The organism is Methylophilus sp. 13, from assembly GCF_015354335.1.
Taxonomy (GTDB): Bacteria; Pseudomonadota; Gammaproteobacteria; order Burkholderiales; family Methylophilaceae; genus Methylophilus; species Methylophilus glucosoxydans.
The window spans coordinates 408,266-428,127 of sequence record NZ_JADKYR010000003.1 but is presented as its reverse complement, the minus strand read 5'-3'; the positions used below and the strand labels follow the sequence as shown (position 1 = coordinate 428,127).

The window sequence follows — 19,862 nt, the reverse complement described above, 5'->3', positions numbered from 1 at the left end:
TTCATGAAGGAGCGTCATCATGTCTTTGGTTCTGAGCAGTGTGCTGGTGCTGACACTACTGGCTGCATGTGTGATCCCTGCACATCCCTTTCACCAACAAGCGCTATCCGCCAGCCAGCCGCCGGTATGCCTGCAAAACCTGACTCGCCCTCTGGGGTGCGACCCTGGTAACCGAACGCGACAGGCGGCTGTGATGGTCAGGGGGCAGGTGTTGTGGCTGTCGCCTGTCACCAATCAGGCGCAGGATGAATCCAATGTATCTCCCTAAACATTTTTCTGCGCCGAGTGACGAAGCCCTGCTGTCATTGATCCATCGCTATCCTTTTGCGACATTGATTGCCTCGTTGCCGACCGGACTGGAGGTGAACCACGTGCCGCTGTCTTTGCAGGCCGGTCGCTTATGCGGGCATTTGGCGCGTGCCAATCCGCTTTGGCAACACTGGCAACAGAGTGCGTCAGCGCAAGCCGTGATGGCGGTTTTTCATGGTCCGCATGCGTATGTTTCGCCCTCCTGGTACCCCAGCAAAACGCAGCGCGGAAAAGGGGTGCCCACCTGGAATTACGTGGTAGTCCACGTGCAAGGTCAATTACGGTTGATTGAAGAGGCGGATTGGTTGCGCGAGCATTTGCGGGTGCTGACTGCGCAGCATGAGGCCGAGTTTGAACAGCCTTGGCAGCTTGAAGATGCACCGGCTGACGATATTGAGCGGATGATGCAGGCGACCGTGGGCATCTCGATAGAAATCACGCAACTGACTGGCAAATGGAAGGTGAGCCAGAATCAGCCGCTGGAGAATCAGCAGGGTGTATGGCAGGGTTTGCAGGCAAGTGAGGCGTTGCATGCCAGGGACCTGGCTGCCATTGTGCAGGCGGTGAATGGGTTAAACGGCCAGTGATCCCAGCGCCTGCGCCAACCGCGGCCAGTCGGCCTCAGCGGGCAATCCAAACCGCAGCGCTTGTGGCGCGGCAAAATAACGCGTCCACACACCATGTTGGGCCAAAGACTGGTGAAACTGGTGCGCGCAAGGATGTTGCACATATTGAAATAAATCCGTGCCGCCGTAAGCGGGCAGTCCATATTGCGTCAGCAGTTGCGCTAAGTTCGCCGATTGCACAGGCAACTGTGCACGCATCTGTTGCTGCCATGACCGATCCGCCAGGGCCAACTCGGCCAGGTATTGGCTGGGGCCGGCAAGGGTCCAGGGGCCAAGCAGAGCGGCCACTTGCGCCAGGGCCGTAGGCTCCCCCAGTAAAAAGCCGACCCTGAGCCCGGCCAGTCCAAAAAACTTGCCTAGTGAACGCAACACCCATAACCCTGCCTGACCGCTCTGGCTGGCGAGGCTGTGTTGTGGCGTGCTGTCCATAAACGCTTCATCCACCACCAGCCAGCCGCCCCGCCGCGCTAATGCGGCATGCCAGGCAAGCAGCGTCTCAGCGGCGTACTTCTGGCCGGTCGGGTTGTTGGGGTTGCAGACCAGTAACACCTCGCATTGTTGCAACAGGACGTCGTCTGGGGACTGTTCAAAAAAGTGCACTTGGTGGCCAGCTTGTTGCCAGGCATGTGCGTGTTCCTGATACATGGTGCGCGGCATGGCGACGTGGCAAGGCGCGCGCAAACGCGGCAACACTTGCAGGGCCGCTTGTGAGCCCGCACAGGCGAGCACATGCGGTGCGCCGTAATAGGCTTTTGCCATGGCGTGCAAACTGTCCGCCGCAGCAGGCAGCCGATGAAACAAGTCGGCAGGCAGTGCGGCGATCGGGTAATGTTGCGGGTTGATGCCGGTCGAGAGATCCAGCCAGTCGGCCAGTGGTCTGCCGTATTGCTGTGCCGCTTGCTGCAAATTGCCGCCGTGCTCAAGCATAGGCTAACCCTCCAATCAATAGCGCCACCATCAGCCAGCTCAGCATGCCATTGCGCACCAGTTGCAAGGCGCGTGGGATATCCTCTGCAGTAGGGGGCGTGTGGGTGCCCAGACGCGGGCGCTCATGCCATTCGCCATGATAGCGGGCGCGCCCGCCCAGCTGCACGTTGAGTGCGCCTGCGCCTGCAGACATGACCGGGCCTGCGTTCGGGCTATCCCATAACGGTGCCTGGGATCGCCAGGATTGCCAGGCAAAGCGGGTGTGTCCGAGCAATGCATAGGTGATGGCTGTGAGGCGGGCCGGAATGTAATTCAATACATCATCCATCCGGGCGGCGGCCCAGCCAAAATAAAAATAACGTGGTGTTTTATAGCCCCACATGGCGTCCAGCGTATTCACAAGGCGGTAAGCCAGCGCCCCAGGGCCGCCCGCGACAAAAAACCAGAACAGGGCGCCGAATACACTATCGTTGCCATTTTCCAACACGGATTCTATGGTTGCGCTGACCGGCTCTATCGCCTCCACATCGCGGCTGACCATATACGAGGTGGCAACCTGCGCATCCTGAAACAGGTTTGCTTGCAAGGCGTGATAAACGGCCATGCCATGCTGGTGCAGGCTGCGGTGGCCAATGGCAAAGTAAAGGAGATAGACATGCAGTGCAAGTGCCAGCCAGACGGATAGTTTCATGAGCAACACAATCGCAAGAATGGGTGGCAACACCAGCAGAAGCACACCAACAATACCACTGATATATTGTCTGCGTAACGGTTGCATGGATAAGGGATTCAACCGTTTTTCAAGGGAGGACGCTAACCAGCCAAAACCGACTAATGGGTGCCAGCGCCGAGGCTCTCCCAGCCAGGCATCCAGCAGCACCGCGCCACAGGCAAGCCCGGCGAGTGTGAGATAATCAGGGGATGGATAAGCAGGCAGTGAAAACATTAATGGTTCAAGGCACCACGTCGGATGCCGGTAAAAGTACGCTGGTGGCCGGATTGTGCCGCGTATTGTACCGCAGCGGGGTGGCGGTGGCGCCATTCAAGCCGCAAAACATGGCGCTCAATGCGGCGGTGACTGAAGACGGCGGCGAGATTGGCCGTGCGCAAGCGGTGCAGGCCATGGCCTGCGGATTGCCGCCACATACCGATATGAACCCGGTCTTGCTCAAGCCCAACTCGGATACTGGCTGCCAGGTGATCATTCATGGCCGGGTCGTGGGTAACCAGGAAGCGAGTACTTACCACGACTACAAAAAGACCGCCATGCAAGCCGTGCTGCAATCCTACCAGCGCTTGCAGCAGCAATATGGCTGCATCGTGGTAGAAGGGGCGGGCAGCCCGGCTGAAATCAATCTGCGCGCTAACGATATTGCCAATATGGGCTTTGCCGAAGCGGTGGATTGCCCGGTGATTCTGGTCGCCGATATTGATAAGGGGGGCGTATTCGCGCACCTGGTTGGCACGCTGGCGTTGTTATCTGAAAGCGAACAGGCCAGAGTGGTCGGGTTTGTGATTAATAAATTCCGCGGCGATCTTGCCTTGCTGCAACCGGGGCTGGATTGGCTGGAGCAACGCACTGGCAAACCTGTGATCGGCGTGTTGCCTTATATGCATGACTTGCATCTGGAAGCCGAAGATGCGGTAGCCACCACAAGCGCACGCAAATCAGACATACAGTTGACCATCGTCGTGCCCGTATTGCCGCATATCGCCAACCATACTGATTTTGATGCCTTGCGTTTGCACCCGCAGGTCGATCTCAGATTTGTGCGGTTGAGTGAAGAGATGCCGGCGGCTGATCTTATCATCCTGCCTGGTAGCAAAAATGTACGCGGTGACCTGGCGGCCTTGCGTGAACATGGCTGGGAGCCACGGATCGCGCGCCATTTGCGTTATGGTGGCAAAGTGCTGGGCATTTGCGGTGGCTTTCAGATGCTGGGCCAGCAATTGCATGATCCACTAGGGCTGGAGGGCGAGATAGGCAGTAGTGCCGGCTTGGGCTGGCTGGAAATGGAAACCACCCTTGAGGCGCACAAACAGCTCAAGCAGGTGTCAGGTCAGTTGGCGTTTGCCAATGCCCAATTGCAAGGCTATGAAATTCATATGGGCGTCAGTACCGGACGGGCATTAGCACGCCCGGTGCATCTGCTGAGTGGCCAGGCAGAGGGGGCGTTATCCGAAGATGGCCAGGTGGCAGGCAGTTATATCCATGGCCTGTTTGACCATCCGCAAGCTTGCGCTGCCTGGTTACAATGGGCTGGTTTGTCTGAGCAAGTAGCTTACGATTACACGCAATTGCGTGAGCAGAGCCTGGAAAAATTGGCAGACAGTGTGCAGCAGAACTTCAACTGGTCCGCGCTGGCGGCTTATCTGCCGCAAGACTTTAAGCCAGATTAAGCAGCCACGACCTGGATGGTCTGTTCAAACGCCTGCACCACTTGCCCGGCGCGGATTTTGGCGGTTTTTCGGCGTTCAATTTCGCCATCAACCTTGATCAATCCTTCCGCCACCATAGACTTACCCTGACCGCCACTGTCGGCTACCCCTTCGAGTTTGAGCAAGTCACAGAGTGCGATGTATTCGCCTCTCAGTTCAAAAGTCGTCGTTTGCATGCTGTTTCCCTTCAATGCCTGAAAGCAGTCATTTTAAGGCTTGTTTGCCGTCTCTGGCGGTAAATTCACTTCCAGCGTCAGCGAAGCATTCAGGCTTTCCCACAGGTTTTCATTGAGCTGGTGATGCACCGTCACAAACAGGAAATTCAACCCGGCTTTTTGTGGTTTGAAGGTAAACTCACCTTGCTGATTGGCATGGAGGTTGGACGGTCTGACGTTTTCAACATCGTAAAGGTCTTCCATGCGGCGCTTGCTAAAGTGCTCGTTATCGGTAACCACGATAATGCGTGCATTAGGCACCGGCTTGCCATGTTCGAGGACTTGCAAGCTGAGTTCACCCCCTAATTGCACACCATTGGGCGAGGCCAAGGGGATAATTTCCAGGCCTTTGTTTAAAGGCACAGGTTTGTATTTCTGTTGTCCTTTGAAAATATAAGTGTCGGCATAACTGTAATAGTTCATGGTGGTCGGCTTGCCGCTAACCCGTTTCATATCTGCCGCAAAATACAGTTTTTTATCCGGCGTCTCGACGGCTTTGTAAACCGGGCCGACACGCTGCCCGGTGCTGATGCGGTAAGTGCCTTCTTCTTTTAATTCGGGCTCCAGATACACCGCCGCCTTGGTTTTGGCGATCGGTTTGATGGCAGTCACTTCGCCGGCAGGGGACGTGATGGTGAAGTTAGGCGAGTCCATGGCGAAGTCGGCCTGGAATGGAAACTCGGTAAACGCAGATTCAATGGTTAGCCGATGATGCGTCACATTGAACTGGTTAGGTTTTAAAAAGGGCACATGCGCCTCGGCAGCCAAAGCGGTGACTAAAGCGAGCAGGGCGAGGGACAATCTTTTCATACAGGTCTTTCTTGTTATTTAAGCGTTAATGGCAAGCCTGCGGCAATAAAACTAACGTGGTTTGCAACCGCTGCCACGTGCTGGTTGAGGCGACCTTGTTCATCCTGAAACTGGCGGTTGATTTCACCCAAGGGCACAATGCCCATGCCGACCTCGTTGCTCACTAAAAATACGTGTGCTTGCAATTGCGGCAAGGCCGCCAGCAGCGCCTGTTTTTCTGCCTGCCAGTCCAAGCGTTCCGGTTTGTCGCAGTCCGGGCAGATGCATTGCGCCAGCCACAAGGTTAAACAATCGACAATCAGGCAGGTATCTGGTGCGTCGTTGTCTAGCAAGGTCTGCCCGAGGTTGAATGGCGCTTCGACCAATCCCCAGTAAGGCGGACGGCGGGTTTTGTGATGTTCCACGCGTTTGGCAAACTCGTCATCGTAGACTTGGGCCGTCGCGATATAGGTGACCGGGCATTCAAGTGCCGAGGCCAGCCGCTCGGCATAAGCGCTTTTGCCGCTGCGTGCCCCGCCTAAAATCAGGTGCGTAGTCATGCGTGCCCCCCTTGTTGTTGCCAGCGTTGAATAATGGTTTGCAATTGCACCAGGCCTTCGCTAAACAAAGCTGGCCCAGGTTGCAGAATATCGACCGACTTGATTTCGTACACATGCCCGTCGCGGATCGCAGGCATGGCTTGCCAGCCTGGGCGGGCTTTGACTTTTTCCGGCTGGAATTTCTTACCGCACCAGGAGCCGATGATGATATCCGGTTGTCTGGCCAGCACTTGTTCTGCCGTGACTGTGCGGTCACGTGCGCTATGAAAGGCGCTGAGTTCTGGGAAGCAATCTTCGCCTCCGGCGGCTTCAATCAATTCAGCCGCCCAGCGGATGCTGCACATCATGGGTTCATCCCACTCTTCAAAATAGACCTTGGGTTTGCGCGGCCAACTGGCTGTCTGCTGGCGTGCTGCCCCCAATTGTGCCTGGTAGCGTGCTACTAAATCTTCTGCTTTTTCGCTGGCCCCGACCAGATTACCGACGGTGAGTATCATCTGCAGTGTTTCATCCAGGCTGCGCTGGTTAAACACATGCACCTGGCAACCGGCTTTGATCAGTGAGGCCGCGATATCAGCCTGCAAGTTAGAGAAGCACAGCACCAGGTCAGGCTGCAGCGCCAGGATTTTTTCAATATTGGCGCTGGTAAAGGCACTGATCTTTGGCTTCTCTTTGCGGGCGATGGCCGGGCGCGTGGTAAAGCCGGAAATACCGACAATACGGTCCTGCTCACCCAGCAGGTACAGTACCTCCACCGTTTCGGTGGTCAGGCAGACGATGCGTTGTGGCCAGCGCTTCATGTTTGTGTGCTTTCGTGAGGTTGCCAGCCATTTTCCATCAGCATGTCAGCGAGCGGTTTTTCTGTCGTCCAGCCTTCTTCCACCAGCATGGGCGATTTGTAAAACGTATTCACATAGCCCAAGCATAAAATGGCGACTGGTTTGGCGCCCTCGGGCAGATTCAATAATTGCGCCAGTTGGTGCGGGTCAAACAGGCTGACCCAACCCAAGCCTATGCCTTCGGCACGCGCCGCCAGCCACAAGTTTTGAATCGCACAGCTGACCGAGGCCAGGTCCATTTCTGGCAATGTGCGGCGGCCAAAAATGTGTTTTTCACGCTGGTCGCACAAGGTGGCGACCAGCACCTCGCCACAGTCCAGAATGCCTTCCACTTTGAGGCGCATAAACTCGGCCATGCGCGCCGTGTCTTCAACTTCGCCGATGGCCTGGGCCGTGAGTTTGCGTTCTTCATCGACCAGCGTGTGGATGGCTTTTCGCAATGTGACATCGCTGATGCGGATAAACCGCCATGGCTGCATCAGGCCGACACTGGGCGCGTGATGGGCGGCTTGCAGTAATTTCTGCAATAACTCGGGGGCGATAGGCGTGGGCAAAAAATGCCGCATATCGCGTCGCTCGGTAATTACCTTGTATATCGCCGCTTTGTCGGCATCTGAATAGGCAAAGCTCATGGCATGAAAAATTGTGCGGCCAGTGCCGGGTTAGACGGAAAGTAAAAGTGCAAAAAGCTGGCAGTGATGGATTGATGGCGATAGACCGGCTCGCCAGCGCCATATTTACCTTTGCCTTGCGCAATGACCGGCAAGTCGGTGTCAAAGCGGGCATAGTGAAAAGTGTGCGCGCCTATCGTCGTCGCGTCATCGCCAGTTGCGCTGTTGTCAGCCGCTGAAAAGGTTGCATGCTGCGTGCCCAGGCCTTGCAATCTGGGCTGAAGCGCGGCGCTGCCGGGGAGCAGGCCGAAGGCGGGTTGTCCATTTAGTGTTTCACCGAGTGCCAGCATGCCGCCACATTCGGCCAATATGGGTTTGCCTGATTCGGCGGCTGCGCGTAAACCTTCACGCATGCTGTGGTTGTGTTGCAGTCGCTCCAGATGCAATTCCGGGTAGCCACCCGGCAGCCAGTAAGCATCCGCAGCCGGTAATTGCGTATCGTGCAAGGGTGAAAAAAATGCAATCTGTGCGCCTAGTGTCTGTAGCAGATCCAGATTGGCCTGATATGTGAAACAGAAGGCAGCATCTTTAGCCACGGCAATGGTTTTGCCTTGCAATAATGGTGTTATCGCCTGCTGTTCGGGTGCGGCAAACTGCACGCTCGGCGGCAATGGCATGTCTTGCCCCAGCAGTTGCGCAGCGGCTTCTATGCGCTGGTCTATGTCCGTGATTTCCTGAGCAAGATGCAAGCCCAGATGGCGCTCTGGCAAGCTCAGTTGCGTGTCATATTTCATGGCACCCAGCCAGGGGATGTCCGTGGGGAGTGCTTCTTTAATCATATTGGCATGACCCTCGCTGCCGACCTGGTTGGCAATCACTCCGGCGCGCTGCAGGGCGGGCCGAAAGCCATACAAACCATAGGCAACCGCGGCACAGGTCTGTGCCATGGCTTTGGCATTAAGCACCAGTGCGACAGGGATGCCAAAGCGCTCGGCAATATCGGCGCATGAAGGCTTGCCATCATATAGCCCCATCACCCCTTCGAGCAGAATCACGTCATTGTCTTGGGCGGCCTTGTGCAGCAGCCGTTGTGCATCGGCTTCACCACACATGCCAAGGTCCAGGTTATACACTGGCTTGCCAGTTGCCACTTGCAGAATCATGCCGTCGATAAAGTCCGGCCCGCATTTGAAAGCCTGCACGCGTAAGCCGCGGTTGCGGTACACGCGCGCCAATGCCGCGGTAGCCATGGTTTTGCCTTGCCCAGACGCCGGGGCCGCCATTAACATGGCTCGGCAGCTTGCCGCCGTTGCTTGCATTACAGATCTATCCCGGCCTGGGCCTTGATGCCTGCACGCCAGGCATGCTTGACATCCATCAGTTCAGACACCGTATCGGCAGCGTTTCTCAATGCCTCGGAAGCGCCGCGGCCAGTGATGACCACATGTTGCATGGGTGGGCGTTTGGCGATGGCATCCAACACCATTTGTTCATCGAGGTAGCCATATTTGAAGGTGTAGGTGAGCTCATCCAGCACCACCAGCTGAATGGCCGGGTCTTGCAGCATCCCGGCCACAATCTGCCAGCCACGCATGGCGGTTTCGGTGTCGCGTTGGCGGTCTTGTGTGTTCCAGGTAAAGCCTTCGCCCAGCACATGCCAGGTGACAGCAGGATGCTGGCGAAAAAAGGCTTCTTCGCCCGTATCTGAACGGCCTTTGATGAATTGGGCGACACCAACACGCATGCCGTGGCCCAGCGAGCGGGCCACCATGCCAAAGGCAGAAGAGCTTTTGCCTTTGCCGTTGCCTGTGAGGATGAGTAGCAGGCCCTTTTCTTGGTTGGCCTGCTCGATTTTTTCGTCAATGACCGCTTTTTTGCGGATCATGCGCGCCTTGTGGCGACTGTCGCGATCATTGGTTTCCATGGTGCGGAATACTTAAGCGTTTTCGCGCACGGAGCGCTTGGCCAGGCCAAATGCCACATGTGCAATCACTGCAACCACAACCCAAAATGCAATCGCTTCAATTTGTTTCGGGAAGTATTTGACCAGACGCGCGCCAAACTCAACCAGGGTCGGTTCGGCATAGCGGCCACCAAAGAAGTAAAACCCACCGCTGGAAAACAGCTCAGCAAGCACAGATCCCACCAATACCGCCCCTGTCAGCTTGAACAGGCTGCTTAATTGCCAGGTGGTGTTCGACGCAGTCCAACGGCCAGCCAGCCACATGCTGCCATAAGCCGGCAACAAAAAGCCATAAGCAGGGGTCACGCAGAAATTACTCACACCGCCCCAGGTGATGGCTGCCATATCCAGCGCAGCACACAATCCCAGCAAGGCCACAAACACCAGCGTTGAGCGCAGGTAATAACCCGCGATAAAAAACGCTGCATAAGAAGCGCTCGGTAAAAAATCAATCGAAGCAAAATGATGACCACGCGTGATAATGACCATCAAGGCAATGAGAAAGCCAATTGCCAGAGACTGAGTTGAAAGGTTACGTGGCATGCCAACGACTCCAAAATTAAGGTTAATTATAAGACGTGGATTTTAGCCCAATTCGCACGGGCTTGGGCAAAATCCACTTTTCCTGAGTTACTTCAGGTCGTAGTTAAGGCTGATAAAAACATTTGAGCCCATGGAGTTGTAATAAGGGTTGTTGGGTCTTGAAACGGTTTTAGTTGATGCAAGCGCATAGTCTTTGTCCAAGATATTATTTGCTCTAATTTGCAGTTTCCAGTGAGGGTTTATTTGATACCCCAAAGTTGTATTCAAGAGCGCATAGCCACTTAAGCGGAATTGGTTTGCGGCATCGTCGTAACGCATTGATGAAGCTGAAACTTCGCTGTCCCAGTTCCATGGTCCTGATTTGTACTGGAGGATAAAATTGCCATAACGCTGAGCGCGCCTCGCCAAAAGATTATCAGTGGCATCACTACGCGGTGACTGCACTGTCGCATTGGCTGTGACTAGCCATTGCTCAGCAATCGGTAGACTGCCTTCCAACGTGATACCTTGCACTTCTACCTTGCCGGCATTGATTGCACAACCATTGCTGAATCCAGCTGGGCAACCTGAGTTGAGGGTTTGAATAAAGTTGCGAATATGGTTATCAAACACTGTCAGCTTGGCTTGTAATGTTTGACCTTGGTATCGAGCGCTGGCCTCAATATTGTCTGCTTTTTCTGAGGGCAGGTTGGCATTGCCAAAGCTTGGATAATATAGTTGGTTAAAGGTTGGTGCTCTAAAGGATGAGCCATACTGGGCAGTTAAGCGCCATTCTGGGGATAAAGCATAACCATAACCGAGGCCGCCCGTTGTGTAATTGCCAAACTGACTGTTGTAATCTTTTCGCAGTGACAGTTGAGTGCTGTGTGCTTCAAAGCTACCCACGTAGCCTAAAACAAAGGCATTATTGTTGCGATTCCTCTTCAGCAAGTTGCTGCCATTCGATTGAGTTAATACATCTTGTTCCAGCCTGTCATAAGCGAAAGTAAAAGTCCCATGAGTGAGGCTATAGTCGTGTTGCCAGGATAGTTGGCGTTGTTCAGTTTCAATATTGCTATTGAGCGTTGCGCTACTGACGCTAAATGATCGGTCAAAACCAATGTTGTACTCTAATTTGCTGTTCCAGTGCTCAGTCATCGCGTTTTTGAGTGCAACACCATAGCCTTGTTGATGACGTTCCAGATAGTTGCCGCCCGCATAAGCATTATCGTATTCATTATGCCCTTTGCTTTCCAGGTAGTGTATTCCCAAGGAGTGGCCGGGTGCGAATGTCAGATTTGCGTATGTCGAACTGCTAAAGTTGTAATATCCATCTCTATCTTTATCAATCACAGAGGGGGGATGTTTCTTTGCAGAAATCCCACGCGTGTCGTAATTGCTGATTTGTGCACCGAGTTTTAGCGCTTTATAGGCAGTATCGAAGCCAGCATTCCCAGTATATGAGTCATAGCTACCGGCACCCGCACTGCCGTAAAGATGGGTTTTGTTGCCTTTGCCACGCTTCGTGAAAATCTGAACAACGCCGCCGATTGCATCTGAGCCATAAAGGCTAGAAGCAGGGCTACGTAGAATTTCAATCCGCTCGATGAGTGCCAAGGGAATATTTTCAAAGGCGGTAGTACCAGTCGTCCCGGAATTGATGCGCACGCCATCAACCAATACAATCAGTTGATTGTCATTGGTGCCACGTAATGAAATGTTACTACTTGTCCCCATGCCACCATTTGTGTAGGTTTGAACGCCAGGTTGCAGTCTCAGTAAATCTGCCAAAGCGCCGCCTTGTAGCCTGTTGATTTCTTCGCTGTCAATGACGGTAATATCGCCAGTGACTGTTTTGGTTGATTGTGGTGTTCTGCTGGAGGTAACTACGACTTCATCCAGGGAAGTCAGTGTGTTGTCTGCGGCAAACAAACTCGCCGAGAACATTAAACTTAGCCCTGCAACGAGCAAGTGATATTTTATTAATTGCATTAAGATGACTTTCGAACGCATATCCGTCCACGCTGCATGCCACAGGTAGGGGATATGCTTAACTATTAGATTTAATCGTTATTGGGGTTCGTAACGGAGGTTTACGAACAGGTTTGCCCCCGGGGTGTTATAGGCAAAACCATTGGTTGCAGGATTTCCATCGAGTGCTAAATGATAGTTTTTGTCAAAGATATTATTGGCACGTGCCTGCAGAGTCCAATCACGATGTACCTTGTACTGGGCCGTCATATTGAAGAGTGTGTAACCACCCATGCGCAACGTATTAGCATCATCCTCGTAGCGCGCTGAGGACATCACCATCTCCGTCCCAAATCGCCAATCTTGCACAGAGTAGCCAAGTTGCATTTGGCTATGTCGGTTAGCACGGCGACGTAAAAGCTTATCGGTTTCATCATCGCGCGGAGATTGAATATCAATACTGCCACTCAGATCCAGACTTTCCCAGCGCTTGCTCACAGCTAAAGTCACACCGCGGATGTCTGCTTTATTGATATTGGCCGCAACATTTGAAATGTTAGAAAAAATAATTAAATCTCTAACTTTATTTTCATAGACGGTGATGGACGCGTTAGAAGACTCATCGTTGTAACGTAGACTGGCCTCCACGTTATCTGATTTTTCTGGCTTCAAATTCGGATTGGCAAAGCCAGGGAAATACAAGTCATTAAACGTTGGCGCTTTAAATGCAGAACCATAACTACCCGTTATTCGCCATTGATTGTTCAGAGTGTATCCATAACCTAAACCACCCGTTACATTGTGCCCAAAGCTTGAGTTGTGATTGTCACGAACACTCAACTGCAGGCTATGCGAGTCAATGTTTGCCAGGTAGCTAGCCACATAACCCTCGTTTGTCCGCTTGTTTTTTTCAAAGTCGGTGGTTGAGTGAACTCTATCTACCAGTCTGTCGTACATCAATGTCAACATCCCTACTGGCAAGGTAATGTCGTTTTGCCAGTTGAATTGATCTTGTTTGGTCCTGAATAGACTCCGGCTCTGACTGGTGAATGGCCCAAGTGCTGCATAGTTAACCACTTCATCAACCCCTTGACTAATACGTAACGTCGAGTGCCAATGATCAAGAATTTGGTTTTTGCTAAACAATCCGACAGTTTGTTGCGTAAGGTTTGCATGGTCAGAAAAGGCTGGATCAAAAGCCAATGTTAAATTGGAGCTATTATCGAAACGCGTGCTACCTTTGCTGTGTAGCAAGTTTAATCCGACCTCATGCCCTTCGACAATTTGGTGCGAAAGGTTGCCAGAGAGCGCCAGATTTCGATAACCATCCTTGTCGCTAAGATTGGGATTATGCGTATCTAGGGCTGAAAATCCGTTTGTTTTGTTGCCCGAAACATTAAGTGCATAGGCCGTTGCCCCTTGTTTTCCACGTAAGCCAGCCTCTGCAAGCGTGGTATCGTAGGTGCCGTAGCCAAAGTTTGCATAAGGTTTGAAACCTTCTACCCCTTTTTTTGTGAAAATCTGAATCACGCCGCCAATCGCGTCCGCACCATATAGGCTGGACGCTGGGCCTCTCACAATTTCTATGCGATCAATCTGCTGGATGGGAATGTTCTCAATCGTGGTTTTGCCTGCAGTGGCGGATTGCACACGTACGCCATCAATCAAGATCAGTGTGTGTCCTGGATTTGTACCGCGCACAAAAATGCCAGAGTCTTTGCCCGCGCCACCTGTATTAGTGATTTCAATGCCTGGTTGGCGTTGCAGAAGTTCGAACAAAGTGCTTTGGCCGCCACGCTTGATCTCTTCTGAATTAATCACAGAAACATCAGCAATAACAGATTCTTGGTGTTGTGGTGTACGCGTTGCGGTGATGACAACCTCGTCTAGTGTTGCATTTTCTGCAGCATAGGCGAACTCACTTAAAGAAAGGCCAATCAAGCCTTTAAGTATGACTTTTTTCATTCTCTTATCCCTGTATCACATGCGACCCCGCATGTGGGTTGACTTTCAATACCGGGGAATCAACAGAAAATGAATAAAACGCATCGCTTGTTGGCAAGCCATGCATTCATTATGATCAGACACCGTCACCCCGCGGTATTGCAATTGGGTTGTGAGGCCGGTCTCCGGGCTGGCAAGTTTTGGTCTATCGCCTTCCCAAGTTTTTACTCAGTGGCGTGTGGATAGACCCGCACTTGCTTACCGTTGCGGGGGCAGCACAGGCATTGCGAACGAGGTTCGCGCACCTGTTTCCCAGTTTCACCCTTGTCTGCAAGAACGCAGACGCAGGCACCTGACAACTGTTAGTCATTCTAGTCTAAAGCAGTGACTTTGACCAGTTCCATGGTGTCTTGCGAGGGGCTTCAAATTCTTAATTTACTTTGAAAAAATGCGCTTAGCTATTGACCACACTCGTTTTTTTAAAAGATAATGGGCTGATGGATGCCGATTTGAAAAGTCTTGAAGAGCGTGTGACGAAGCTGATTGCTTTGTGCAGCCAGCTGCGTGACGAAAACGTGGAGTTACGTCAGGAGGTCACGCGTTTGCATCAGGAGTCACAATCTCTAAAGCTGAACATGACGCAAGCCAGTGTACAGCTGGAGCGGTTGTTGTCGGCATTGCCTGAGGAAGGTCGTTAGTCATGGCCAAGCAGCCGATTGATATCGAGATCATGGGTCGCGCGTTTAGCGTGACCTGTACCGACGAAGAGCGCGACAGTTTATTGCAGGCGGTGGGTTACCTTGATGGTAAAATGCGCGAAATTCGTGATGTGGGCAAGATGGTGAGTGTGGAGCGCATTGCGATCATGGCCGCGCTGAACATTACCCATGAGTTGTTGAATACGCGCAGCGGCGGGGTTGATGTGGGCGATGTGAAAAAGCGCATTTCTACCATGCAGCAGCAGATCGATGATGTTTTGTCCGGCCAGCACAAATTATTGTAATCCGCTTCATTTCACAAAATTTTAACCGTCATTAGTATTAAATGACGTATCATAAAAGTGGTGTGCTAAGGCGTTGCCTGAGTCCAAAATTCCTTGAACTAGTCTTTGTTATAGGTTTCGGCTCATCAGGTGCGGTGCGATCGCACTAAGTTGGGCGGTCTTTTAAGACGCCCTTGGCGTGCGAACCTAATGTACCTTAGGCTGTTACCACCTGAACTTTTTTGGTTCAGGATTAGCGGCTCAGGTAACCCCTTAGCACATCTCCTCTCGCACCTTTGTCTTGTTATCTTAAGGCATGGTATTTCAAGTCCGCCAGGCTAATGATTTCCAGGCAGTTTTCGTGGCAAGACTCCAGAATCACTGGCGGCGCGTAACCGGCTTCACTGGCTTCCAGCCATCTTCTCGCACACAGGCACCACCGATCACCAGCCTTGAGCCCGGGAAATGCATAGTCTGGTCTGGGGTTGGACAAGTCATTGCCTTGCGCTTGCGAAAACGCCAGAAACTCATCTGTCATTTCTGCGCAGACGGTATGTTTACCTAAATCTTCCGGGTGGTGACTGCAACAACCATCACGCATAAAGCCTGTGACTGGTTGCATACTGCAAGGGATCAGAAGGGTGCCTAAAACGTTTTTTGTCATGATTTTCAACTGTGCTCTAACTTGGTTTATGATACTGGCATTTAGATGTGTAAAGAAGGTTTTCAGGCATGGCGCGTTACTGGTTAATGAAATCCGAACCCTCGGATGTCTCCATTGATGATTTGGCGGGATTCCCCAATCAAACTGTAGACTGGTATGGGATACGCAATTATCAGGCGCGCAACTTCATGCGTGACCAGATGAAGGTGGGCGATGGCGTGTTGTTTTATCACTCCAATTGTGCTGAGCCTGGCATCGTCGGCATTTGCGAGGTCAGCACCTTGGCCTATCCCGACCGTTTTCAGTTTGTGCAAGGGCACAAGTATTTTGATCCCAAGTCTACACCGGAAAGTCCACGCTGGGTGAACGTAGATGTCAAGCTCGTGCGCAAAACGCGATTGCTGAGTTTGAAAGAGATGCGGGAAACGCCTGCCCTGGCCACCATGCGTGTCTTGCAAAAAGGGAACCGCTTGTCGATTACCCCGGTCGATCCCAAAGAGTGGGCGTTTATCACGGCCCTGCTCAGCACTTAACCTTTTCTTTGGCGACTTTGGTGGCGTACATGATATGAGTATCAGGCGTAGAAAAGCAGTCTTGTATATCCTTGTCGCCGGTTTTATGATCGTTCTGATCGGTGTGCTGCTGTTCCTCTGGATTTATTTTTCCAGTATGCGGGAGATGCACCAGACTACACGCAATTTCTATGAGCAGTCTTTTACGGTTTCCAACGCTGCGCAGGCGCTGGAGTCTCAGCTGCATCAGATCCGAAGCGATTTGCTCTATGCCACGCTGATTCAGGCGGACAGCGTGCATTTGATCAATACCGTGGCTGCGATTAAGGGGCATGAGGCCGCTGCCCAACAAAAAATCGCCAGCATAGAACGTAATTATTCGGGAGATCGCGCGCCATTACCGCTGCTCAAACAGAATATTCAAGCGCTGGACGAAATGACAGCCTCGGTAATCAAGCAATTGGCTGAGGGACAGTATACCGAAGCAAGCACCCTGATTGAGACGGCCTGGAATGCGCGCTTTGCCAAGGTGGCAAAGCTCAACGAAGCCATACTCGCGCATGCGGACTTGCGCGCCAACGAGTATGTGGCCGAGAGTGAAAAGCGCATGGAGCGGCACACCCATCAAGGCATCACTTACGCAGCGCTGCTGGTGACCCTGTTTTTGCTGGTAGGCCTCTTTGTTGGGGGCCGCATATACCATTTGCATCTTGAAGCAGACAAATTTGCCTTTACTGACTTTTTAACCGGGATCGCCAACCGGCGGCACTTCATTCATGAGTTGGAGTCAGAAATCAGGCGCTATCAGCGTTATGGCTCCTCGTTTTCATTCGCCATGGTGGACATCGATTTTTTTAAAAAGATTAATGACCAATATGGACATCATGCTGGCGACCTGGTTTTGCAGAACTTCTGCCTGCGCTGCGTGAGTGCCTTGCGTACCAGCGACATGGTTGGGCGTCTGGGGGGCGAAGAGTTTGGTATTCTGATGCCGATGACGGATCTGCATGAAGCGGCACATGTGATTGAGCGCTTGCGCTCGGAAATTGATCACAGTGTGATGAGTGAGCAAGGAGAGCAAATTCACTACACGGCCTCTTTTGGGCTGGTGTCTACCGCGCAATTGGGGACGCAGGATGGCTTGACGCAGCTGATGAAAATGGCAGATTTTGCTTTGTACACGGCCAAGCAGCAGGGCCGTAACCGCGTCTATATTGCCAACCATTAACGATAGCGATCATTATTGCGACGGGAATTTTCTATCTTGGGCATGGTCATCAATGCCTATGAATCTGCAAAATCCTCAATTGACGCGGCGTAGCTGGTTGACTGGCTTGGCCGGTCTGCTGCTTTCGGCCTGTCGGCCAGTCACTTTGTTAAACGCGGTGATTCCTGATAAAGGTATGCGCATCCATCGCGATATCGCTTTTGGGCCGCACAGCAGGCAGCGCCTGGATATTTATCAGCCACGTGACCATGCTGCAACACCACGCCCTGTGGTGTTGTTTTTTTATGGCGGTAGCTGGGAGTCTGGCAGCAAGCAAGATTACCTGTTTGTGGCAGAGGCGTTGACGTCGCAAGGCATGCTGGTTGTGATTGCCGATTACAGGCTCTATCCCGAACTTAAGTTTCCGCAATTGATGCAAGACCCCGCTCTGGCATTGCAATGGGTCAAGCAACACGTGGCCGAGTATCAAGGCGATGCATCACGTGTCTTCTTGATGGGGCATTCTGCGGGCGCACATCTGGCCGTTATGCTGACCTTGAATGCTGCCTATCTGGCGGCTGTCGGATTATCACCCGCCGCGATTAAAGGCACCATAGGCCTGGCCGGACCTTATGACTTTTTGCCGCTCACCTCGGATACGTTGCGCGCGATTTTTGCACCTGCTGAGCAGGAGTGGCAATCACAGCCTATCCATTTTGTCAGCGGCCATCATCCGCCTTTACTGCTGCTGGCCGGCCTCAAAGACCAAACCGTTTGGCCCAGAAACTCGATCAATCTGGCGCGTGCGCTTGAGGCGCAAGGCAGCGAGGTCAAGTTGCTGACTTATGCCAACTACAACCATGTGGATATGGTCGCCAAGCTGGCCAGACCCCTGCGCGGCAACAGTCCATTGCTGCAAGATATTTGCGACTGGATTGGCCAGCATGCCTCTGCGTGATGTGCATGTGGTCTGGTTTAAGCGCGATTTACGTGTCGCGGATCATGCCGCGCTGTCTGCCGCCTGTGAGGCTGGGCCGGTTTTGCCGCTCTTTATCTGGGCTCCACAAGTGTGGTCGGCAGAGGATGCCAGCCTCAGTCAGGCCATGTTCGTGCGCGAGTGTTTGCAGGACCTTGCACATGCCTTGCAACAGCTGGGATTGCATTTGCATGTCTATCACCACGACCCCTTGAAGCTGTTACAGAGGCTGCATGCAAAATTCGGGATCGCCGGACTGTATAGCCACGAAGAAACCGGCAATCATCACACCTATACCATCGACCGGCAGGTACAAGCGTGGTGCAGGATGCAAGGAATCGTCTGGCAGGAATGGCCGCAGAATGGGGTGGTGAGACGCCTGTCAGACCGGCAACAGTGGCAAGCGCAGTGGGCGTTACGCATGCAGGCCCCTGTCATTGCGGTGCCTGCATGCGGACTTGCTGTTCGGTTACCGGATCATGGCTTGGAGCGGTTGCCAGCAGTGGCTGGCCACGCGCAAGCGGAACGTCAGGTTGGCGGTATAGGGGTGGCTGAGGCGGTGATGGCGGATTTTTTGACGCGCCGCGTACATGGTTATCAGCGGGGGATTTCCAGCCCGCTCAGTGCTGTCCAGGCCTGTAGCCGCCTGTCACCTTATCTGGCATGGGGCGCTGTGAGCCTGCGTACCGTGGTACAGGCTACCCGGGCCCGTGCGCAGCAGACTGAAAACGTGCAACAGCGCCTTCAGCTGCACAGTTTTGAAAGCCGCTTGCACTGGCATTGCCATTTTATGCAAAAGCTTGAAAGCGAACCGCGGATTGAACGCCAAAGTTTTTACCGGGGCTTCGAGGCACTACAGTCCCGGTTACCCGATGCTGGGGTCGCCTTACGTTTACAAGCCTGGCAGGCTGCCCAGACTGGCTGGCCACTGGTAGATGCCTGCATGCAGATGCTCAATCAAAGCGGGTGGCTGAATTTTCGCATGCGCGCCATGCTAATGAGTACCGCCAGCTATTTGTTGCAACTGCCCTGGCGGCCAAGCGGGTTGCATCTGGCCAGAGCTTTTGTTGATTACGAGCCTGGGATTCATTGGCCGCAAGTGCAAATGCAGTCTGGCACGACCGGCATCAATACATTGCGCATTTACCATCCGGTTAAACAAGCCTTGACTCAGGACCCTCGGGGGGTGTTTGTCCGCCAGTGGCTGCCTGTTTTGCGACAGGTGCCAGACAGCTGGATTTTTGAACCCTGGCGCATGCCTCCAGGTTTACAGCGGCGGTATGGCTGCCTGATTGGCCGCGACTATCCTGCGCCCATGGTTGATATTGGCGAGGCCATCCAGACAGCCAAGCAGGATTGGTTTGCAATCAGGCAGACCATGCCAGCGCATGCTGTCGCAGATATTTTGCAGCGGCATGCTTCGCGCAAATCGCGCCATTTTCCCAAGGTAGACCGTGGCAGTCTCCGCAAAAAATCAAATCGGAGTACGGCTTCCGTGAGTGCACAAAGCCCGGCAGCATCCCAGCTTTCACTGCAGTTTTAGCCTTTCACCCGTTGCTGGTGTTTGCAAAACCGATAAGGTGTGCGACTCGGTAGTGCATGCACTGATTTTGCGCACTGATTTTGTGCGTATGCTGAGCGGTCTGTTGCGGCACTTCTGGCCGCTCGCTAAAGCAGTCGACTGAGAGACTACAGTGATACGACAGTTATTTTTACGTATCTCATTGATTTTTATAGTTAAATATAAAATCCCTCCTTTCTTTCTCATGGTCTCCCCATAGTCTGGCGGTAAGTGAGCCCGCATTC

At 53.0% G+C, this 19,862-nt stretch carries 22 protein-coding genes and 1 riboswitch; of the genes, 9 read left to right on the top strand and 13 right to left on the bottom strand.

What is annotated here, in order from left to right:
* The first annotated feature begins 19 nt into the window (after nucleotides 1-19).
* The gene (locus INP77_RS09880) at nucleotides 20-268 is read left to right on the top strand and encodes a hypothetical protein (RefSeq protein ID WP_194748851.1); all 249 of its coding nucleotides are present in this window, start codon (nucleotides 20-22) and stop codon (nucleotides 266-268) included.
* Nucleotides 255-896, top strand: a complete 642-nt coding sequence (locus INP77_RS09875; RefSeq protein ID WP_194748850.1) for an FMN-binding negative transcriptional regulator — start codon at nucleotides 255-257, stop codon at nucleotides 894-896. The genes INP77_RS09880 and INP77_RS09875 overlap by 14 nt, the downstream gene beginning before the upstream one ends.
* Here INP77_RS09875 and cobD read toward each other — a convergent pair.
* Together cobD and cbiB are read right to left on the bottom strand one after the other, a co-directional pair.
* Complete coding sequence (cobD, locus tag INP77_RS09870) at nucleotides 882-1,862, bottom strand: threonine-phosphate decarboxylase CobD (RefSeq protein ID WP_194748849.1); 981 nt, start codon at nucleotides 1,860-1,862, stop codon at nucleotides 882-884. The two genes, INP77_RS09875 and cobD, sit on opposite strands and share 15 nt — an antisense overlap.
* Entirely contained in the window at nucleotides 1,855-2,808 is a 954-nt protein-coding gene (gene cbiB / locus INP77_RS09865) for an adenosylcobinamide-phosphate synthase CbiB (RefSeq protein WP_194748848.1), read from the bottom strand. The genes cobD and cbiB overlap by 8 nt, the downstream gene beginning before the upstream one ends.
* Nucleotides 2,809-2,810: 2 nt before the next feature.
* On the opposite strand from cbiB, the gene INP77_RS09860 reads away from it, so the two are divergent.
* On the top strand, nucleotides 2,811-4,262 hold the full coding sequence (locus INP77_RS09860; protein ID WP_194748847.1) for a cobyric acid synthase: 1,452 nt from the start codon (nucleotides 2,811-2,813) through the stop codon (nucleotides 4,260-4,262).
* Here INP77_RS09860 and INP77_RS09855 read toward each other — a convergent pair.
* The 10 genes from INP77_RS09855 to INP77_RS09810 form a co-directional block, all read right to left on the bottom strand.
* Nucleotides 4,259-4,477 (bottom strand): RNA-binding S4 domain-containing protein, encoded by a 219-nt coding sequence (locus tag INP77_RS09855; protein WP_194748846.1) that lies wholly within the window; start codon nucleotides 4,475-4,477, stop codon nucleotides 4,259-4,261. The genes INP77_RS09860 and INP77_RS09855 overlap by 4 nt on opposite strands.
* A 33-nt stretch (nucleotides 4,478-4,510) precedes the next feature.
* The gene (locus INP77_RS09850) at nucleotides 4,511-5,326 is read right to left on the bottom strand and encodes a DUF4198 domain-containing protein (RefSeq protein WP_194748845.1); all 816 of its coding nucleotides are present in this window, start codon (nucleotides 5,324-5,326) and stop codon (nucleotides 4,511-4,513) included.
* Between the two features lie 14 nt (nucleotides 5,327-5,340).
* A complete protein-coding gene (cobU, locus tag INP77_RS09845; protein WP_194748844.1) occupies nucleotides 5,341-5,865 on the bottom strand; it encodes a bifunctional adenosylcobinamide kinase/adenosylcobinamide-phosphate guanylyltransferase in 525 nt (174 codons plus the stop codon).
* On the bottom strand, nucleotides 5,862-6,665 hold the full coding sequence (locus INP77_RS09840; RefSeq protein WP_194748843.1) for a cobalamin-binding protein: 804 nt from the start codon (nucleotides 6,663-6,665) through the stop codon (nucleotides 5,862-5,864). The genes cobU and INP77_RS09840 overlap by 4 nt, the downstream gene beginning before the upstream one ends.
* Nucleotides 6,662-7,336, bottom strand: coding sequence for a 5,6-dimethylbenzimidazole synthase (gene bluB, locus INP77_RS09835; protein ID WP_194748842.1), 675 nt, complete (start codon nucleotides 7,334-7,336; stop codon nucleotides 6,662-6,664). Before bluB ends, INP77_RS09840 begins: the two co-directional genes overlap by 4 nt.
* Nucleotides 7,333-8,634: a cobyrinate a,c-diamide synthase gene (locus INP77_RS09830; protein ID WP_194748841.1), complete on the bottom strand. Its 1,302-nt coding sequence runs from the start codon at nucleotides 8,632-8,634 to the stop codon at nucleotides 7,333-7,335. The genes bluB and INP77_RS09830 overlap by 4 nt, the downstream gene beginning before the upstream one ends.
* Nucleotides 8,634-9,239, bottom strand: coding sequence for a cob(I)yrinic acid a,c-diamide adenosyltransferase (gene cobO, locus INP77_RS09825; RefSeq protein WP_194748840.1), 606 nt, complete (start codon nucleotides 9,237-9,239; stop codon nucleotides 8,634-8,636). The genes INP77_RS09830 and cobO overlap by 1 nt, the downstream gene beginning before the upstream one ends.
* Nucleotides 9,240-9,251: 12 nt before the next feature.
* Nucleotides 9,252-9,821, bottom strand: coding sequence for a hypothetical protein (locus INP77_RS09820; RefSeq protein WP_194748839.1), 570 nt, complete (start codon nucleotides 9,819-9,821; stop codon nucleotides 9,252-9,254).
* An 87-nt stretch (nucleotides 9,822-9,908) separates the two neighbouring features.
* On the bottom strand, nucleotides 9,909-11,813 hold the full coding sequence (locus tag INP77_RS09815; RefSeq protein ID WP_228518843.1) for a TonB-dependent receptor: 1,905 nt from the start codon (nucleotides 11,811-11,813) through the stop codon (nucleotides 9,909-9,911).
* 57 nt (nucleotides 11,814-11,870) lie between these two features.
* Nucleotides 11,871-13,736, bottom strand: coding sequence for a TonB-dependent receptor (locus INP77_RS09810; RefSeq protein ID WP_194748838.1), 1,866 nt, complete (start codon nucleotides 13,734-13,736; stop codon nucleotides 11,871-11,873).
* A gap of 137 nt (nucleotides 13,737-13,873) precedes the next feature.
* Nucleotides 13,874-14,086: riboswitch (cobalamin riboswitch) on the bottom strand.
* A gap of 90 nt (nucleotides 14,087-14,176) precedes the next feature.
* Between INP77_RS09810 and INP77_RS09805 the strand changes: the two genes are divergently transcribed.
* A complete protein-coding gene (locus INP77_RS09805) occupies nucleotides 14,177-14,413 on the top strand; it encodes a hypothetical protein (protein ID WP_194748837.1) in 237 nt (78 codons plus the stop codon).
* A 2-nt stretch (nucleotides 14,414-14,415) separates the two neighbouring features.
* Entirely contained in the window at nucleotides 14,416-14,718 is a 303-nt protein-coding gene (locus INP77_RS09800; protein ID WP_194748836.1) for a cell division protein ZapA, read from the top strand.
* Between the two features lie 283 nt (nucleotides 14,719-15,001).
* Here INP77_RS09800 and INP77_RS09795 read toward each other — a convergent pair whose 3' ends face one another.
* Complete coding sequence (locus tag INP77_RS09795; RefSeq protein WP_194748835.1) at nucleotides 15,002-15,361, bottom strand: DUF2237 family protein; 360 nt, start codon at nucleotides 15,359-15,361, stop codon at nucleotides 15,002-15,004.
* A gap of 68 nt (nucleotides 15,362-15,429) precedes the next feature.
* Here INP77_RS09795 and INP77_RS09790 point away from each other — a divergent pair, with 68 nt between their 5' ends.
* From INP77_RS09790 to INP77_RS09775, 4 genes are read left to right on the top strand one after another with little or no spacing between them, the layout of a single operon-like run.
* Nucleotides 15,430-15,894 (top strand): EVE domain-containing protein, encoded by a 465-nt coding sequence (locus INP77_RS09790; RefSeq protein WP_194748834.1) that lies wholly within the window; start codon nucleotides 15,430-15,432, stop codon nucleotides 15,892-15,894.
* A 34-nt stretch (nucleotides 15,895-15,928) separates the two neighbouring features.
* Entirely contained in the window at nucleotides 15,929-17,101 is a 1,173-nt protein-coding gene (locus tag INP77_RS09785; protein WP_194748833.1) for a diguanylate cyclase, read from the top strand.
* Between the two features lie 58 nt (nucleotides 17,102-17,159).
* The gene (locus INP77_RS09780) at nucleotides 17,160-18,038 is read left to right on the top strand and encodes an alpha/beta hydrolase (RefSeq protein ID WP_194748832.1); all 879 of its coding nucleotides are present in this window, start codon (nucleotides 17,160-17,162) and stop codon (nucleotides 18,036-18,038) included.
* Nucleotides 18,025-19,599: an FAD-binding domain-containing protein gene (locus tag INP77_RS09775; protein ID WP_194748831.1), complete on the top strand. Its 1,575-nt coding sequence runs from the start codon at nucleotides 18,025-18,027 to the stop codon at nucleotides 19,597-19,599. Before INP77_RS09780 ends, INP77_RS09775 begins: the two co-directional genes overlap by 14 nt.
* Nucleotides 19,600-19,862: the final 263 nt, after the last annotated feature.

What these genes read in the sequence shown, in the direction of transcription:
- INP77_RS09830 (WP_194748841.1), bottom strand. Translation starts at nt 8,634, where the DNA reads ATGCAAGCAACGGCGGCAAGCTGCCGAGCCATGTTAATGGCGGCCCCG.
- INP77_RS09790 (WP_194748834.1), top strand. Translation starts at nt 15,430, where the DNA reads ATGGCGCGTTACTGGTTAATGAAATCCGAACCCTCGGATGTCTCCATT.
- INP77_RS09775 (WP_194748831.1), top strand. Translation starts at nt 18,025, where the DNA reads ATGCCTCTGCGTGATGTGCATGTGGTCTGGTTTAAGCGCGATTTACGT.
- cobD (WP_194748849.1), bottom strand. Translation starts at nt 1,862, where the DNA reads ATGCTTGAGCACGGCGGCAATTTGCAGCAAGCGGCACAGCAATACGGC.
- INP77_RS09795 (WP_194748835.1), bottom strand. Translation starts at nt 15,361, where the DNA reads ATGACAAAAAACGTTTTAGGCACCCTTCTGATCCCTTGCAGTATGCAA.
- INP77_RS09850 (WP_194748845.1), bottom strand. Translation starts at nt 5,326, where the DNA reads ATGAAAAGATTGTCCCTCGCCCTGCTCGCTTTAGTCACCGCTTTGGCT.
- INP77_RS09815 (WP_228518843.1), bottom strand. Translation starts at nt 11,813, where the DNA reads ATGCGTTCGAAAGTCATCTTAATGCAATTAATAAAATATCACTTGCTC.
- INP77_RS09840 (WP_194748843.1), bottom strand. Translation starts at nt 6,665, where the DNA reads ATGAAGCGCTGGCCACAACGCATCGTCTGCCTGACCACCGAAACGGTG.
- INP77_RS09785 (WP_194748833.1), top strand. Translation starts at nt 15,929, where the DNA reads ATGAGTATCAGGCGTAGAAAAGCAGTCTTGTATATCCTTGTCGCCGGT.
- cobU (WP_194748844.1), bottom strand. Translation starts at nt 5,865, where the DNA reads ATGACTACGCACCTGATTTTAGGCGGGGCACGCAGCGGCAAAAGCGCT.
- INP77_RS09875 (WP_194748850.1), top strand. Translation starts at nt 255, where the DNA reads ATGTATCTCCCTAAACATTTTTCTGCGCCGAGTGACGAAGCCCTGCTG.
- INP77_RS09820 (WP_194748839.1), bottom strand. Translation starts at nt 9,821, where the DNA reads ATGCCACGTAACCTTTCAACTCAGTCTCTGGCAATTGGCTTTCTCATT.
- INP77_RS09810 (WP_194748838.1), bottom strand. Translation starts at nt 13,736, where the DNA reads ATGAAAAAAGTCATACTTAAAGGCTTGATTGGCCTTTCTTTAAGTGAG.
- INP77_RS09800 (WP_194748836.1), top strand. Translation starts at nt 14,416, where the DNA reads ATGGCCAAGCAGCCGATTGATATCGAGATCATGGGTCGCGCGTTTAGC.
- bluB (WP_194748842.1), bottom strand. Translation starts at nt 7,336, where the DNA reads ATGAGCTTTGCCTATTCAGATGCCGACAAAGCGGCGATATACAAGGTA.
- INP77_RS09780 (WP_194748832.1), top strand. Translation starts at nt 17,160, where the DNA reads ATGAATCTGCAAAATCCTCAATTGACGCGGCGTAGCTGGTTGACTGGC.
- cobO (WP_194748840.1), bottom strand. Translation starts at nt 9,239, where the DNA reads ATGGAAACCAATGATCGCGACAGTCGCCACAAGGCGCGCATGATCCGC.
- INP77_RS09855 (WP_194748846.1), bottom strand. Translation starts at nt 4,477, where the DNA reads ATGCAAACGACGACTTTTGAACTGAGAGGCGAATACATCGCACTCTGT.
- cbiB (WP_194748848.1), bottom strand. Translation starts at nt 2,808, where the DNA reads ATGTTTTCACTGCCTGCTTATCCATCCCCTGATTATCTCACACTCGCC.
- INP77_RS09860 (WP_194748847.1), top strand. Translation starts at nt 2,811, where the DNA reads ATGGTTCAAGGCACCACGTCGGATGCCGGTAAAAGTACGCTGGTGGCC.
- INP77_RS09880 (WP_194748851.1), top strand. Translation starts at nt 20, where the DNA reads ATGTCTTTGGTTCTGAGCAGTGTGCTGGTGCTGACACTACTGGCTGCA.